Annotated in this window: 13 protein-coding genes; 5 read left to right on the forward strand and 8 right to left on the reverse strand. The window is 70.0% G+C overall.

Features of this window, described 5'->3' with window-relative positions; genetic code table 11:
* Positions 1–47: 47 nt before the first annotated feature.
* Entirely contained in the window at positions 48–452 is a 405-nt protein-coding gene (locus F6A08_RS14035) for a VOC family protein (RefSeq protein ID WP_017204069.1), read from the reverse strand.
* A gap of 76 nt (positions 453–528) precedes the next feature.
* Here F6A08_RS14035 and F6A08_RS14040 point away from each other — a divergent pair, with 76 nt between their 5' ends.
* Positions 529–1,107 (forward strand): TetR/AcrR family transcriptional regulator, encoded by a 579-nt coding sequence (locus tag F6A08_RS14040; protein ID WP_151459789.1) that lies wholly within the window; start codon positions 529–531, stop codon positions 1,105–1,107.
* Between the two features lie 345 nt (positions 1,108–1,452).
* Here F6A08_RS14040 and sucD read toward each other — a convergent pair whose 3' ends face one another.
* The 3 genes from sucD to F6A08_RS14055 form a co-directional block, all read right to left on the reverse strand.
* On the reverse strand, positions 1,453–2,355 hold the full coding sequence (gene sucD, locus F6A08_RS14045) for a succinate--CoA ligase subunit alpha (RefSeq protein ID WP_151459790.1): 903 nt from the start codon (positions 2,353–2,355) through the stop codon (positions 1,453–1,455).
* A gap of 27 nt (positions 2,356–2,382) precedes the next feature.
* On the reverse strand, positions 2,383–3,549 hold the full coding sequence (sucC, locus tag F6A08_RS14050; RefSeq protein ID WP_017204064.1) for an ADP-forming succinate--CoA ligase subunit beta: 1,167 nt from the start codon (positions 3,547–3,549) through the stop codon (positions 2,383–2,385).
* Positions 3,550–3,620: 71 nt separating this feature from the next.
* Complete coding sequence (locus F6A08_RS14055) at positions 3,621–3,995, reverse strand: DUF2510 domain-containing protein (protein ID WP_151459791.1); 375 nt, start codon at positions 3,993–3,995, stop codon at positions 3,621–3,623.
* A 58-nt stretch (positions 3,996–4,053) separates the two neighbouring features.
* On the opposite strand from F6A08_RS14055, the gene F6A08_RS14060 reads away from it, so the two are divergent.
* Together F6A08_RS14060 and F6A08_RS14065 are read left to right on the forward strand one after the other, a co-directional pair.
* Positions 4,054–4,716 carry a TetR/AcrR family transcriptional regulator gene (locus F6A08_RS14060; protein WP_017204062.1) on the forward strand — a complete coding sequence of 221 codons (663 nt, stop codon included), beginning with the start codon at positions 4,054–4,056 and terminating at the stop codon, positions 4,714–4,716.
* Positions 4,717–4,791: 75 nt separating this feature from the next.
* A complete protein-coding gene (locus F6A08_RS14065) occupies positions 4,792–6,027 on the forward strand; it encodes an acyl-CoA dehydrogenase family protein (protein WP_017204061.1) in 1,236 nt (411 codons plus the stop codon).
* A gap of 74 nt (positions 6,028–6,101) precedes the next feature.
* Here the strand turns inward: F6A08_RS14065 and F6A08_RS14070 are convergent, their stop codons facing one another.
* The gene (locus tag F6A08_RS14070) at positions 6,102–6,590 is read right to left on the reverse strand and encodes an SLC41A family transporter (RefSeq protein ID WP_151459792.1); all 489 of its coding nucleotides are present in this window, start codon (positions 6,588–6,590) and stop codon (positions 6,102–6,104) included.
* Positions 6,591–6,659: 69 nt separating this feature from the next.
* Between F6A08_RS14070 and F6A08_RS14075 the strand changes: the two genes are divergently transcribed.
* Positions 6,660–8,111, forward strand: coding sequence for a phytoene desaturase family protein (locus F6A08_RS14075; RefSeq protein WP_151459793.1), 1,452 nt, complete (start codon positions 6,660–6,662; stop codon positions 8,109–8,111).
* A 46-nt stretch (positions 8,112–8,157) separates the two neighbouring features.
* Positions 8,158–9,201 carry an ATP-dependent DNA ligase gene (locus F6A08_RS14080; protein WP_026049954.1) on the forward strand — a complete coding sequence of 348 codons (1,044 nt, stop codon included), beginning with the start codon at positions 8,158–8,160 and terminating at the stop codon, positions 9,199–9,201.
* Between the two features lie 10 nt (positions 9,202–9,211).
* Here F6A08_RS14080 and ligD read toward each other — a convergent pair whose 3' ends face one another.
* The 3 genes from ligD to F6A08_RS14095 form a co-directional block, all read right to left on the reverse strand.
* Positions 9,212–10,285, reverse strand: a complete 1,074-nt coding sequence (gene ligD, locus F6A08_RS14085; protein ID WP_151459794.1) for a non-homologous end-joining DNA ligase — start codon at positions 10,283–10,285, stop codon at positions 9,212–9,214.
* 50 nt (positions 10,286–10,335) lie between these two features.
* The gene (locus F6A08_RS14090) at positions 10,336–11,490 is read right to left on the reverse strand and encodes an SseB family protein (protein ID WP_164479535.1); all 1,155 of its coding nucleotides are present in this window, start codon (positions 11,488–11,490) and stop codon (positions 10,336–10,338) included.
* Between the two features lie 74 nt (positions 11,491–11,564).
* The gene (locus F6A08_RS14095) at positions 11,565–14,036 is read right to left on the reverse strand and encodes an ATP-dependent helicase (RefSeq protein WP_151459795.1); all 2,472 of its coding nucleotides are present in this window, start codon (positions 14,034–14,036) and stop codon (positions 11,565–11,567) included.
* Positions 14,037–14,105 lie beyond the last annotated feature (69 nt).

Below are 14,105 nucleotides of genomic sequence, written 5' to 3' on the forward strand. Positions count from 1 at the left end.
GACGACAGAGGGGCGGGTGCTGCGGCATCCGCCCCTCTGCTTTTCCCTCAGCCCACGTAGGCCTCGGCGAAGTCCGCTGACGGCTCGATGGGCTCGATCACGTCGATCAGCACGCCACCGGGTGCTTCGACGATGAAGTGACGCTGCCCGAACGTCTCATCCCGAAGAGCGAGGCGCTCGGTCAACCCGCGCTCACCCACGAGCCGACGGTGCGCTGCCGTCGCGTCGACGACCTCGACGTTGAGCAGCAGTCCTCGGACGGGCTCACGGAAGCCGCCGGGGATCGTCTCGTGACCCCGGTCGAGGAGCGCGAGCTCTCCCCCTTCGACGCGCAGGCTCACGTACCAGTCCGCCTCGAAGGTCGTCTCGAATCCCAGTTCCTCACGATAGAACTGCGCGGCAGCGGCGACGTCGTCGACCATCAGCACCGGGTAGAAGCTCGTGATCTCCATGAACCCTCCTTTACATACAGTGTGTTTGTAATATCGGTGGCTAGAATACATACAATCCGCACGTAAAGGAAGTCCCATGCCGCGAGCATCCGCTGCCGACGCCGCCGAGACGGCTCGACGCATCCTCGAGACCGCCACCGCGCACTTCGCCGAACACGGCTACGCGTCCTGCTCCGTCGATGACCTCGCACGCGCCGCCGGAGTGACCCGCGGGGCCGTGTACCACCACTACGCATCGAAGCCGGGACTGTTCGCCGCGGTCGCCACGCGCCAACAGGAGAGCGTCGCCGAGGCGATCGTGGCCGCGACGAGGGACAGCACCCCGCAGGCCGCACTCCGCGAGGGGAGCCATGCCTACCTCGACGGCATCACGGGCAGGACAGCCGCGCGCGTACTCCTCATCGACGGACCTTCCGTGCTCGGCTGGGAGGAGTGGCGCCGCCTCGACGCGGAGGGGCCGGAGCGCGAGCTGCGGAGTGGACTGCGTGAAGCCGGAGCCCCGCCCGCGCTCCTCGACGCCCTGACCGCGGCCCTGTCCGGCGCGATGAACGAACTCGCCCTCTGGCTCGCCGTCCGCCCGGACGACGCGGAGGCACGCCGACAGGCCCACGGGGCGCTCGACGCGCTTCTGGACACCGCTGTCAGCCGAAGCTGAGCGACGCTTGCGGGGCGACCGCCGGCGCAAGGGTGGAAGCTCGACGACCGGGAGGAGCTGCGTGCACGTGGCAGACGACCATCGCGCCCCGTTCGACCTGAGGGAAGACCTCGATCGGCGCCTCGCGCAGTACCGAGAGCTGATCCGCGCGAGCCTCGAAGCGTCTCCGAGGACGAGGCGCGGTCGTCACCGGTGTACGTGCCTGTGCTGAGCGAACTCGGCTGGAACACCGGACGGCTCGACGTCCTCCGCGCCGCGATCCTGGGCGCCCGGACGGAGCGACCCCCGGCATGAAAGAAGGCCCCGGGGTGGAGCCCGGGGCCTTCAGGTCAAGCGTAGCTCAGATCAGAGCGCCTCGATGATCGCGCGCATCAGGTCAGCGGTCTCGGACGGCGTCTTGCCGACCTTGACACCGGCGGCCTCGAGGGCCTCCTTCTTCGCCTGAGCGGTACCGGCCGAGCCGGAGACGATCGCACCGGCGTGACCCATGGTCTTGCCCTCGGGAGCCGTGAAGCCCGCGACGTAGCCGACGACCGGCTTGGTGACGTTCGCCTTGATGTACTCGGCCGCGCGCTCCTCGGCGTCGCCGCCGATCTCACCGATCATGACGATGGCCTTGGTCTCGGGGTCGGCCTCGAACGCGGCGAGCGCGTCGATGTGCGTGGTGCCGATGACCGGGTCGCCGCCGATGCCGATGGCGGTCGAGAAGCCGAGGTCGCGCAGCTCGAACATCATCTGGTAGGTCAGGGTGCCGGACTTCGACACGAGGCCGATCGGTCCCTTGCCGGTGATGTTCGCGGGCGTGATGCCGACGAGCGCCTCACCGGGCGTGATGATGCCGGGGCAGTTCGGCCCGATGATGCGGGTCTTGTTGCCCTTGCTCTGCGCGTAGGCCCAGGCCTCGGCCGAGTCGCCCACGGGGACGCCCTCGGTGATGACGACGAGCAGCGGGATCTCGGCGTCGATGGCCTCGATCATCGCGTCCTTCGTGAACGCGCCGGGGACGAAGGCGATCGACACGTCGGCGCCGGTCTCCTTCATGGCCTCGGCGACCGAGCCGAAGACGGGGAGCTCGACGGCGTTGCCGTCCTTGTCCGTGTGCGAGACCGTGGTGCCGGCCTTGCGGGCGTTGACGCCGCCGACGACCTGGGTGCCGGCCTTGAGCATCAGCGCGGTGTGCTTGGTGCCCTCACCGCCGGTGATGCCCTGGACGATGACCTTGGAGTCCTTGTTGAGGTAGATAGACATAGCTCTGGTTCCTTGTGTCTCAGGCGATCAGGCGTTGGCGAGCTCGGCGGCCTTGTCGGCGCCCTCGTCCATGGTTGCGGCCAGGGTGACAAGCGGGTGCGCGTACTCGGCGAGGATCGCGCGACCCTCGTCGACGCGGTTGCCGTCGAGGCGGACGACGAGCGGCTTGGAGGCAGCAGCGCCGAGCGTCTCGAGAGCGCCCTTGATGCCGTTGGCGACGGCGTCGCACGCCGTGATGCCGCCGAACACGTTGACGAACACGCTCTTGACCTGCGGGTCGCCGAGGATGACGTCGAGGCCGGCGGCCATGACCTCGGCCGAGGCGCCGCCGCCGATGTCGAGGAAGTTGGCGGGCTTGACGCCGTTGTGGTTCTCACCGGCGTAGGCGACGACGTCGAGCGTGGACATGACGAGTCCCGCCCCGTTGCCGATGATGCCGACCTCGCCGTCGAGCTTGACGTAGTTGAGGCCGGACGCCTTGGCCTTGGCCTCGAGCGGGTCGGCGGCGTCCTTGTCCTCGAGCGCCTCGTGCTCCGGGTGACGGATCTCGGAGGCGTTGTCGTCGAGCGTGACCTTCCCGTCGAGGGCGATGATGTCGCCCTCTTCGGTGCGGACGAGCGGGTTGACCTCGACGAGCGTCGCGTCCTCACCCTTGTAGACGTCGTAGAGCTTGACGAAGACGTCGGAGACCTTCTCGATCAGGTCCTCGGGGAAGTTGGCGGCGCGAGCGATCTCGACGGCCTTCTCCTTGTCGATACCCGTGAGCGGGTTGACCTCGACGCGCGCGAGCGCCTCGGGACGCTCGACGGCGAGCTCCTCGATCTCCATGCCACCCTCGACCGAGCACAGGCTCAGGTAGGAGCGGTTGGCGCGGTCGAGCAGCACGGAGAAGTAGAACTCCTCGGCGATGCGCGCACCCTGCGCGACCATGACGCGCTTGACGACGTGGCCCTTGATGTCGAGACCGAGGATGGCCTTGGCCGCCTCGTATGCCTCATCGGGGGTCTTGGCGACCTTGACGCCGCCCGCCTTGCCACGGCCGCCGGTCTTCACCTGGGCCTTGACGACGACCACTCCACCGATCTTCTCGGCAGCCGCCCTCACCTCTTCCGGGGTGTCCGCGACGATGCCGGCGAGGACCGGCACTCCGTACTTTTCGAAAACGTCTCGTGCCTGGTACTCGTACAGATCCACTGTGGTTCCTTCACTGGGCTGCTGTCTGGTAATTCTCTCGATGTCGAGACATCGACCAGTCCCCCAGCCTACTACCTCGGCCTGGACGCTCCCGGCCGCGATTCCGGCACCCCGCGGCGGCGCGCGGGAAGAGTCACGAGGCGCAACTGCTGGGCGATCAGGAACGGGACGATCACCAGCGCTGTGCCCGCGGCGACGATCACCGGGCGGACGACGACGACCGGCATCGCTCCCCAGAACGCGATCAGGATCGCCCCGACGAGCACGGCGGCGAGCACGATCTCGCAGAGCAGCAGCTGCCGACGGACGGCGGCGCGATCATCCGAGAGGGTGGTCTCGCGTCCGCGCACGGCGATGCGGTCCGTCCACTGCGTGCCGTCCCACCAGCGCAGCGTCCCCCGGCGTCTCGTCTCGAACCATCCGGCCGCAATCCCGTTCGCACGCACGCCCTCATTATGACGGTCGCGCACGTTCGGCCCGGACGGCGAGGTCTAGGCTTTCGCCATGCACGAATCCGCAGAACTGCGCACCGGCGTCGTCGCCGCGGCGCTCGAGCTCTTCAGCACCCAGGGGTTCGACCAGACCTCGGTGGAGCAGATCGCGAAGGCGGCCGGCGTCTCCCGGTCGACCTTCTTCCGGCAGTTCGGCGGCAAGGAGGACGTGGTCTTCGCCGACCACGAGGTGCTCCTGGAGCAGCTGCGGGAGTTCCTGGCCGAGGGCCACGACGACCCGTGGGGCGCCGTGTGCGCGGCGTCCGAGTCGGTGTTCGCGCACTTCGCCCACGATCCGGAGCTCGCCCGTCGCCGCTACCAGATCGTCCGCCAGGTGCCCGTGCTGCGCGAACGCGAGATCATCACGGTCTTCCGCTACGAGCGCCTCTTCGACGACTACCTGCGCGGCGCGCTCCCGGGGGTCGACCCGCTGGACGCGGTGGGCTTCGCCGCGCTCGTGACGGCGGTGCACAATCACGTGCTGCGTCAGCTCCTGCGCGGCCGGAAGAAGGTGCCGCTGGCCACGCTGCAGACCGCGCTGGCGGATGTGCGTCGCCGCTACGGAGTGGCCGAGGATGCCGCCCCCGACGCACCGGATGATGTGGTCGTCGCGGTGTTCCCCCGCTCGATGCCGCTCGCCGAGGTCACACGCCGCCTGCGCTCCCAGCTCGACTGACCGCAGGGCGCGTCGTCGGCACTCGTGGCACCGAGTATCGCGGGGTACGATACTGAGGTCCACGAAGGAGCCCCCATGAGCACCGAAGCTTCCCCGTTCCCCGGCGAGCGCGTCTCGTCCTACGACGTCACCGGACGTCAGGACAGCGACTACTACGCGGTCTTCTCCGACATCCCCTCCGCCGACCGCGCAGCCTGGGACCGCGCGAAGTCGTATGTCGACGAGGTGGCCCCCCGTATGGCCGAGGCCTGGGACCGCGCCGAGTACCCGCTGGAAGCAGCACGGCGCATGGGCGAGATGGATCTGGTCGTCGACGGGGTCCAGCATCCGTCGCTCACGAGCCTGTCCCCGCTCGCCGCCGGACTGGTGAACATGGAGATCTCTCGCGGCGACGGCTCGCTCGGGACGATCCTCGCTGTCCAGGGCGGACTCGCCCTGCGCACCCTTGCGCTGTTCGGCTCGCCCGCTCAGCAGGAGAAGTGGCTCACGGCCCTCGCCGACGGATCGGTCCTCGGCTCGTTCGCGCTGACCGAACCGGACCACGGCTCGGACTCGGTCTCGCTCGAGACGGTCGCCCGCCGCGACGGCGACAGCTGGGTGATCCGGGGCGCGAAGAAGTGGATCGGCAACGGAGCGTCCGGCGGAATCACCTTCGTCTGGGCGCGCGTCGACGACGAGCACGCCGAGGAGCACGGTGCGGTGCGGTGCTTCCTCGTCGAGCAGGACACCCCGGGATACACCGGCTCCGTGATCCGCGGCAAAGCCTCGCTGCGCGCGATCCACCAGGCGCACATCACCCTCGACGACGTGCGCGTGCCTCTCGACGCGGTGCTGCCCGGGGCGAAGAGCTTCAAGGACGCGTCCACCGTGCTGTACGCGACACGGTCGGGTGTGGCGTGGTCGGCGCTCGGACATGCGACCGCCTGCTACGAAGCAGCCCTCGCCTACGCCAAGGAGCGCGTGCAGTTCGGCAAGCCGCTGGCGAAGTTCCAGATGGTGCAGGAGCGCCTGACGCACATGCTCGAGGACCTCACCGCCATGCAGCTGTACTGCCGACGGATGGCCGACCTCGAGACGGCGGGCGCCCTGCGTCCCACCCAGGCGTCGCTCGCGAAGTTCCACAACACCCGCGCCGCGCGCCGCGTGGCATCGACAGCGCGCGATCTGCTCGGCGGCAACGGCATCCTGCTCGAGAACGGCGTGATGCAGCACATGGCCGACATCGAGGCCATCCACACCTACGAGGGCACCGAGTCGGTGCAGGCCCTGCTGCTCGGGCGCGACATCACGGGCATGAGCGCTTTCGCCTGACGACGGAGCGCCGGCCCGCCCCGGTCAGACGGTCGCGGGGCGGACCCGCGGGGAAGGCTGTGCGCGCTCGACCATCAGTCGCAGCCGCAGCCCCCGGAGGGCGTCTTCACCATGAAGCACACGTCGCACACCCCGTAGTCGCGGTCCGCGACGGGCTGGGGAGCCTTCTCGGCCCGAGGCGCCGCGACGCGCGGGGTGGTCGAGCGCTTCGCGGCGCGCGGCGGGGTGAGCGGGATGAACTCGCTGGGGTGGGTGACATAGAAGTACGGCGCCCTGCCCTCACTCGGCTGCAACCGCAGGGGCGCGGATCCCACGACGAGCCTCTCGTCCTCGGTGAAGCCGTTCGTGTAGGTGCGACCGATGTGCAGCGAAGCCCCCTCGCCGCGGCGGATCGCCTCGATGTAGCGACCGCGGTCGATGAACGAGCTGATCCCGATCGCGTCCGCGATCGCCGTGATGAACGCGTGGTTCGCCGGGTCGATGCGGTGCGCGCGGAGCGCTTCCGGAAGAGAACGGTATGGACGGGAGGTGCCTGCGGGGGTCGGCCCCTGTACTTCTTTCATCCCTTCCAGGATCGCACGTCCGGAAGACCTCTTCGACCGCTTCCGCGGCGTGCGTGACAGACTGGCCTCATGGTTCGCGCGACGATCATCGGCTCCGGCCCCAACGGCCTCGCCGCCGGGGTCTCGCTCGCACGCGCGGGCTATGACGTGCGCGTGCTCGAGGCCGCGGACACGATCGGCGGAGGAGTACGGACCGCGGAGTCCACCCTCTCCGGATTCCGGCACGATGTGTGCTCCACCGTGCATCCGGCCGCCCTGTCCTCGCCGTTCTTCCGCGCCTTCGGGCTCGCCGAGCGCATCGAGTGGATCACTCCGGAGATCTCGTACGCGCATCCGCTCGACGCCGGCGGCGCGGCGATCGCGTGGCGTGACGTCGAGCGCACCGCCGCGGGGCTGGGTGTCGACCAGCGGGCGTGGCTCGCGCTGCTCCGTCCCCTCAGCCGGCACATCGACGGCGTCACCGACTTCACCGGCAATCAGCTGTTCCGCATCCCCCGGGAACCCGTGACCGCCGTCCGCTACGCACTGCGGATGTTGGATCAGGGAACCCCGCTCGCCGCCCGCAGCTTCCGGACCGCGAAGGCTGCGGCCCTGATCTCGGGCGTCGTCGCGCACGCCAACTCCCCGCAGCCCTCGCTCGCGGGAGCGGCCGCAGGTCTCCTGCTTGCCGCCCACGGGCACGCCGGAGGGTGGCCGCTCCCCCGCGGGGGCGCACAGCGGATCGCCGACGCGCTGGTGGCCGATCTCGAAGCGCACGGCGGATCCGTCGAACCCGGCACGCCCGTCACCGACCTGGCCGCGCTGGACTGGGGCGACCCCGGACGCGGCGACCTGCTCCTGTTGAACACCTCTCCGCGCCTCGCTCTCACGCACCCGGACATCCCGTCCGGCTACGGGCGCGCCCTCGCCTCGTACCGCTACGGCGCGGCAGCCGCCAAGGTCGACTTCGCCCTCGACGGGCCGATCCCGTGGACGGATGCGGATGTGCGGCAGGCCGCGACCGTGCACCTCGGCGGCACCCGCGCCGAGATCTGGGCGAGCGAGAACGCCGTGGCCTCCGGCCGCGTGAGCGAGCGTCCCTACGTGCTCGCCGTGCAGCCGACCGTGCTCGACCCGTCGCGCGCACCTGAGGGCAAGTCCGTGCTGTGGGCGTACATCCACGTGCCCAACGGCTCCGACCTCGATCCGACAGAGCTCATCACGGCGCAGGTCGAGCGCTTCGCGCCCGGATTCCGCGACCTCATCCTGGCCCACCACGCCGTCCCCGCCTCCTCCCGCGAGGCGATCAATCCCGCGGAGATCGGCGGCGACATCTCCGGCGGGGTGTTCGACATGCGACAGGCGCTGCGGCGGCCCACCCTGTCCGTCGCCCCCTGGCGCACTCCGATGCGCGGCGTCTACCTGGCCTCCGCCGCGACCCCGCCCGGCCCGGCGGTCCACGGCATGGCCGGCTGGCACGCGGCGCGCACGGCGCTCGCCGACGCGGGCGAACCGGCCACGCTCGACGACCTGTTCGCCTGAGCGCAACCCCTTCCGCCGCGACGTGCGTCGCGTCCAGGATGGGACTATGCGCTACGACATCCCCTCCCCGATGCTCGCCAAGGCGGTCGCCGCCGTCCCCGACCCGGACAAGACGCCCGGCGGACTGCTGTTCGAGCCGAAGTGGGACGGGTTCCGCGGCCTCATCGCGTGGGACGGCGAGACGGTCGAGATCGGCTCCCGCGGGGCGAAGCCTCTCACGCGCTACTTCCCGGAGCTGGTCGAGGCGATTCCCGAGGTGCTGCCCGGCCCCTGCCTGCTCGATGGGGAGATCGTCGTCGCGACCGGCCCGCAGGGGGCGCAGCGACTGGATTGGGAGGCGCTGAGCCAGCGCATCCACCCGGCGGCATCACGGGTGGCGAAGCTGGCCGCGGAGACGCCGGCCATGTTCATCGCCTTCGACCTCCTCGCCTACGGGGAGGACGACCTGATCGACCAGTCCTTCGAAACGCGACGGGAGCGGCTGGAGACCGTCATGGCTGCGGTGGAGCATCCGCTGCACATCACCCGCACCACCGCAGACCGCGAGGCGGCGGTCCGCTGGCTCGCCGAGTTCGAGGGCGCAGGACTCGACGGGGTCGTCGCCAAGCCCCTCGCCCAGCCGTACGCGCCGGGCAAGCGCACCCTCTTCAAGATCAAGCACGCCAGGACCGCGGACGTCGTCGCGCTGGGCTACCGCATCCACAAGTCGGGAGCAGGCGTGGGGTCACTGCTGGTCGGCCTCTACGGGGACGACGGCGTCCTGCGGCAGGTCGGCGGCGTCGCCGCGTGGAGCGACGCGCGACGGCGGGAGCTGGTCGACGAGCTGGCACCGCTGGTGGAGCGCGACGACGACGGTGCCGCCGTGACGGCGGAGGGCGAACGGTCCCGCTTCAGCGGCTCCAAGGACGTCTCGTTCGTGCGGCTGCGGCCGGAGCGCGTGCTGGAGGTGCGCTACGACCAGCTCGAAGGGGCGCGATTCCGTCACACCGTGCAGTTCGAGCGCTGGCGGCCCGACCGCGACGCCCGCTCCTGCACGTACGACCAGCTCGACACCGTCGCCGGCTACGACCTCGCCGACGTCCTGGCCTGAGCCGTCGCGATCAGTCCTTCTCGGCTGGGCTGCCGTCCTCGCCCCAGTTCGCTGCGACCTTCTTGCTCGGCTGCACGCGCGGCGGCTCGCCCGGCATCTTCGGGAACTCCGGCGGGAAGGGCAGCTCCCCCAGGCCGTTCTCCGCGTCGCGCTCCCACCACTGCAACAGGGTGTCGATGCGTCCGGCCGAAGCCTGCATGTCCGCCCACGGGTCACCCAGGTCGTCCAGACGCTTCGGCACGCTGCGCACCGTGAACTCGCGGGGGTCGAGCCCGTCGAGCTCCTCCCAGCGCACCGGAGTCGCGACGGTCGCGCCCGGCAGCGCGCGCGGGCTGTAGGCGCCCGCCATGGTGCGGTCACGGTTGGCCTGGTTGAAGTCGACGAAGATCCGCTCGCCGCGCTCCTCCTTCCACCAGTTCGTCGTGACCCGGTCGGGCATCCGCCGCTCCAGCTCACGCCCGGCGGCGATGACGGCGTGCCGCACATCGAGGAACTCATGCGTCGGCTCGATGGGGGCGAAGATGTGCAGACCGCGGTTCCCGCTGGTCTTCGCGAACGCCTCCAGGCCCGCTTCCCGCAGCACCTCGCGCAGGGTGTGCGCTGCGGTGACGGCATCCGCGAAATCGGTGCCGGGCTGCGGATCGAGGTCGATGCGCAGCTCCACGGGGTTGTCGGAATCCGTCGCGAGCGACGCCCACGGGTGGAAGACGATCGTGTTCATCTGCACGGCCCAGACGATCGCACTCGTGCGGTTGAGCACGATCTGCGGATGCTGACGCCCGCTGTTGTAGGTCACGGTGACCGCGTCGACGTAATCCGGCGTGCCCTTGGGCGGGTTCTTCGAGAAGAAGCCCTCCGCCCGGGGGCCGCCGGAAGGGCCGATCCCGTCACGGAAGCGCTCCAGGGACACCGGGCGATTCCCGTTCGCCGCGAGGAACGGCACGGACACCAGCTGGACGTACTCCGCCAGCTCCGCCTTCGTTATGCCGAGATCCGGCCACACCACACGATTGGGACTGGAGAGCGCGACCTCGCGCTCTCCGTCGGAGTCGGCGACGGTCAGTGTCACACGTTCGGAGGCCATGATCCGACCCTAGGGTGCGGTGGCGGCGGGCGGAACCCCGCGCCCCGGTGTCAGCCGGCCGCGCCGTCGTCGCCGAGGTCGACCGCGAGCACGAGCACCGGCGTGAGCGCGTCCCGCTCGACCACGATCGAGGGCCCTGCGGAGTCCACGATCACCCCGGCCATGTCCGCGTGGGTCGTGAGGACCTTGGCGAGCTGCTCGGGCGCGAACGGCAGCGGGCGATCGCCGCGACCGAGGGCGATGACCTCGAGCGGGTGGGAGAAGAGCTGCAGGAAACGGCGCCCGTCCGTGGTCTGCGCCTCCGCGATGCCGACGGGGCCGCCGCCGGTGCCGTCGTTGACGGCGACCCACATCCGCTTCGCCGCCAGCGCCTCACCCACCTTCACGGCCGAGTCCTGCTCGCGGGGAGCCGCGAGGATGCTCTTCACCGTCATGTCCGGATCGGCCTGCTCGAGCGTCTTCTGCAGCAGCTCGGTCGGGAAGACGACGCGGTGCGGAGCAGAGGCGTTGTCGACGATGAGGCCGGCGAAGTCACCGGACACGACCTGCTGCAGCACGGAGGTGACCGGCTGGGCCACGGCAGAGGTCGCGGTGGGATCGGTCTCGAGCTGCACCGAGTCGCGCACCGCACGCGCCGAGCTGAACGCGAGCATGAACTGTCGGTCTCCGTCGCGGACGACGGCGACCGACAGCGGCTTGCCCTCGCTGATCTGCGCCCGGGCGTCGCCGTTCACGCGGATGTAGAGGTGTCCCTGCAACGCCTGGCGCATGACGCCGAGCAGCTGCTCGTTCGACGCACCCGCTTCGATCTCGGTGAGGGCCTCGCGGAGCAGGACGTTGTCCTTCATGCCGGCGACGGTCTCGGTCTGCTCCGGAGGCAGCGGCGAGGCGAGCGGCAGGCGGCGTTCCGGCACGGGCGCGGTGGCGGTGGCGGCATCCGCAGCGGGCGACGACGGCGGGCTCGTCACGGCAGGGCGGGCCTGTGCGGGGGCGGGCTTCGCATCCGCCGCGGGCAGCGCGACCTCCGGTCCTGCTTCGGCGCCGACACCGCGGAAGGCCTGTACGGAGATGCCGATGGCGGGAACGTCGGCCGGCTGCTCGGCCTGTTCGCCCTCCTCCGACGGAGCCGACGCGTCCTCGACGGGTGCGGCGGTGGGGGCGACGGCATCGTCACCGGACTTCTTGCGGCGGGAGAAGAGGGCCATATGAGCCAGCCTAACCGCCATCTCCGACGACTTCTGCGCGATTGCGCCGCACGCGAACCTCGCCGCAGAGGGTGCTAGATCTTCTCGATCGGCGCGACCTTGATGAGCAGCTTCTTCTGACCGGCCGAGTCGAATCGCACGTGCGCGATGCGCTTCGCTCCCTCGCCGGTCACGGCATCCACTCGACCTTCCCCGAAGTCGACGTGACGGATGCGGTCGCCGGCAGCGAGCTCGAGGTCTCCGTTGTCGCGCATCTTCGCCGTCACGCGGTTGGGGAACTTGTCCATCGCGGTCGACAGGGGCTTCAGACTGTCGCGCCCGGGAAGCGCCTTGACGGCGAACCGGTCGTTCGAGGCGGATCCGCCGAAGCCGCCCTGGCGGCGCGCATTGAGCGCCCGTGACTGCATGCCGCCCCGCGAGTTCACATCGCCCGGCGATTGCCGCCAGTCGATGAGCCCGGCCGGGATCTCCTGCAGGAAGCGGCTGGGCATCGCCACGGTCACCTCGCCGAACTGGGCGCGGGTCATCGCGAGCGACAGGTGCAGCCGCTTGCGCGCCCTGGTGATGCCGACGTAGAACAGGCGCCGTTCCTCCTGCGGGCCACCGGGCTCCCCCGCCGAGATGCGGTGCGGGATCAGGTCCTCCTCGACACCGGTCACGAAGACGGCGTCGTACTCGAGGCCCTTCGCGGTGTGCATCGTCATGAGCGAGACCGAACCGGACTCGTCGTCGAGGTCGTCGGCGTCGGACACCAGCGCGACCTCGGTGAGGAAGTCGGTGATCGTGCCCTCGGGGTTGTTGCGGGCGAAGTCGCGCGTGACCGCGACGAACTCGTCGAGGTTCTCGACCCTGGCCTCGTCCTGCGGGTCCCGGCTCGCGCGCAGCGCGTCCAGGTAGCCGCTCTTGGCCAGGAGCAGGCTCAGCCCGTCGGCCACCGAGGTCGGCGGCGGCACCTCGCCCGACGGCGGCAGCATGATGGCGGTCGCCTCGGTGAGCACCGCATCGAGCTGTGCGATCGCGGCCTGGATCTTCGGTCCGACCCCGAGTTGCCCTGGCATCGACAGCGCATCGCGGAAGCTCATGCCGTGCTCATCCGCGAACCGCGCGATGGCGGTCTCGGTGACATCGCCGATGCCGCGCCGCGGCTTGTTCAGGATGCGGCGCACCGACATCTCGTCCGCGGGGTTCGCGACGGCCACCAGGTACGCCAGGGCGTCCTTGATCTCGGCGCGCTCGTAGAACTTCGTGCCGCCCATGATCTTGTACGGCACCGCCGAGCGGATGAAGATCTCCTCGAGCGCGCGCGACTGCGAGTTGGTCCGGTAGAACACGGCCATCTCCGAGTACGGCATGCCGGCGCGGTGCAGGGCTTCGACCTCGTCGGCGACGAACTGCGCCTCGTCGTGCTGCGAGTAGCCGGTGAAGCCGATGATCTTGTCGCCGTCGCCGCGGTCGCTCCAGAGCTTCTTGTCCTTGCGGTCGAAGTTGTTGCCGATCACCGCGTTCGCCGCCGAGAGGATGTTCTGCGTCGACCGGTAGTTCTGCTCGAGCAGCACCACCTTGGCGCCGGGGAAGTCGCGCTCGAACTCGCTGATGTTGCGGATGTCGGCCCCGCGGAAGGCGTAGATCGACTGGTCGGAGTCACCGACCACCGTGAGGGATGCCCCCGCCTCTCCCGCATCGGCCGCAGGGGCGGGGTCGGGCTCGAAGATCATCATGCCGTTCGAGGCATACGGGTCCGGAGCGGATCCCTCACCCGACACCGGCCGCGTCAGCTCGTGGATCAGGGCGTACTGGGCGTGGTTGGTGTCCTGGTACTCGTCGACGAGGATGTGCCGGAAGCGGCGGCGATAGGTGTCGGCCACCTGGGGGAACGCGCGGAAGAGGTAGACGGTCTGGCCGATGAGGTCGTCGAAGTCGAACGCGTTGGCCTTCTGCAGCTGCCGCTGGTAGTCGGCGAAGACCTCGACGAAGACGCGCTCCGCCGGATCGCTCATGTTCGCCTGACGCGCGTAGGACTCGGCGTCGGACAGCTCGTTCTTGAGCTTGGAGATGCGGCCCTGCACCGCGGCCGGGGTGAGCCCGTAGGCGTCGGCCTCGTGCTCCTTCACCAGACGCTTGATCAGCGCGCGGGAATCGCCGGAGTCGTAGATCGTGAAGTTCTTCGTGAACCCGAACTGCTGGGCCTCGCGACGCAGGATGCGCACGCAGGCGGAGTGGAACGTCGAGATCCACATGCCGCGTGCGGCGTCGCCGATCAGCCCCTGGACGCGCTCGCGCATCTCGCCGGCCGCCTTGTTGGTGAAGGTGATCGCGAGGATCTGGCTCGGCCACGCCTCCCGGCTGCGCAGGAGCGAGGCGATGCGGCGCGTGAGCACGCTGGTCTTGCCCGACCCTGCTCCCGCGACGATGAGCAGTGCGGGGCCGCGGTAGGTGACGGCCTCGAGCTGCTGCGGGTTGAGTCCGGCGAGGAGGTCGTCCTGCGCCGAGGCTCCCGTGGACGAGGGGCCGACGGATCCGGGGACGATGAGGGGGGCTTCGGTCATGACCTTACGAGTCTAGGCGGCACCACCGACACCCGCTCCCCTCCTCGCTCCCGTCGCACCTTCTGTCGC

Origin of the sequence: Microbacterium algeriense, from assembly GCF_008868005.1 — a bacterium.
Classification (GTDB): domain Bacteria; phylum Actinomycetota; class Actinomycetes; order Actinomycetales; family Microbacteriaceae; genus Microbacterium; species Microbacterium algeriense.

Excerpts from the sequence above, each read along its gene's own strand:
- F6A08_RS14035 (WP_017204069.1), bottom strand. The coding sequence starts at position 452 with ATGGAGATCACGAGCTTCTACCCGGTGCTGATGGTCGACGACGTCGCC.
- F6A08_RS14070 (WP_151459792.1), bottom strand. The coding sequence starts at position 6,590 with ATGAAAGAAGTACAGGGGCCGACCCCCGCAGGCACCTCCCGTCCATAC.
- F6A08_RS14090 (WP_164479535.1), bottom strand. The coding sequence starts at position 11,490 with ATGGCCCTCTTCTCCCGCCGCAAGAAGTCCGGTGACGATGCCGTCGCC.
- F6A08_RS14040 (WP_151459789.1), top strand. The coding sequence starts at position 529 with ATGCCGCGAGCATCCGCTGCCGACGCCGCCGAGACGGCTCGACGCATC.
- F6A08_RS14075 (WP_151459793.1), top strand. The coding sequence starts at position 6,660 with ATGGTTCGCGCGACGATCATCGGCTCCGGCCCCAACGGCCTCGCCGCC.
- F6A08_RS14065 (WP_017204061.1), top strand. The coding sequence starts at position 4,792 with ATGAGCACCGAAGCTTCCCCGTTCCCCGGCGAGCGCGTCTCGTCCTAC.
- F6A08_RS14095 (WP_151459795.1), bottom strand. The coding sequence starts at position 14,036 with ATGACCGAAGCCCCCCTCATCGTCCCCGGATCCGTCGGCCCCTCGTCC.
- F6A08_RS14080 (WP_026049954.1), top strand. The coding sequence starts at position 8,158 with ATGCGCTACGACATCCCCTCCCCGATGCTCGCCAAGGCGGTCGCCGCC.
- sucD (WP_151459790.1), bottom strand. The coding sequence starts at position 2,355 with ATGTCTATCTACCTCAACAAGGACTCCAAGGTCATCGTCCAGGGCATC.
- F6A08_RS14060 (WP_017204062.1), top strand. The coding sequence starts at position 4,054 with ATGCACGAATCCGCAGAACTGCGCACCGGCGTCGTCGCCGCGGCGCTC.
- ligD (WP_151459794.1), bottom strand. The coding sequence starts at position 10,285 with ATGGCCTCCGAACGTGTGACACTGACCGTCGCCGACTCCGACGGAGAG.